Source organism: Citrobacter sp. VF227 (assembly GCF_052950715.1).
This window is the reverse complement of record NZ_JBRFVF010000438.1, coordinates 1-459: the sequence shown is the minus strand read 5'-3', so window position 1 is coordinate 459 and position 459 is coordinate 1. Positions and strand designations below refer to the sequence as shown.

At 49.5% G+C, this 459-nt stretch carries 1 protein-coding gene and 1 pseudogene; both read left to right on the top strand.

The window, feature by feature from the left end; genetic code table 11:
- The coding region (locus ACU8YC_RS27205) for an ATP-binding protein (protein ID WP_446896288.1) at nt 1-281 on the top strand (281 nt) is incomplete at its 5' end.
- Nucleotides 278-459, top strand: a pseudogene (locus ACU8YC_RS27200) (two-component system response regulator DcuR); the annotation flags it as partial. The gene ACU8YC_RS27205 and the pseudogene ACU8YC_RS27200, both read left to right, overlap by 4 nt.

Below are 459 nucleotides of genomic sequence, written 5' to 3'. Positions count from 1 at the left end.
GTCAAGAACCTGGGGGCGAGATCAGCGTATCCTTGCATTATCGACACGGCTGGTTGCATTGCGAAGTGAATGACGCTGGCCCGGGGATCGCCGCCGAACACATTGAGCACATCTCTGAGAAGGGCGTTTCGTCAAAAGGAACCGAACGGGGCGTTGGTTTAGCGCTTGTTCAACAACAGGTTGAAAACGTTGGCGTCAATATTTCCGTCGAGTCTGAACCTGGGCTCTTCACCCAATTTTTTGTACAGTTACCGTGGAATGGTGAGAGGGCCAGCAGATGATCCATGTCTTAATTGTCGATGACGATGCAATGGTAGCGGACTTAAACCGTCGTTATGTTGCACACCTCTCCGTGTCTCATTGCTGCGGCACAGCCTCCACGCTGGAGAAAGCGAAAGAGATAATCTTTCATAGCGGTAACCATATCGACCTGATTTTGCTTGATATTTATATGCAAAA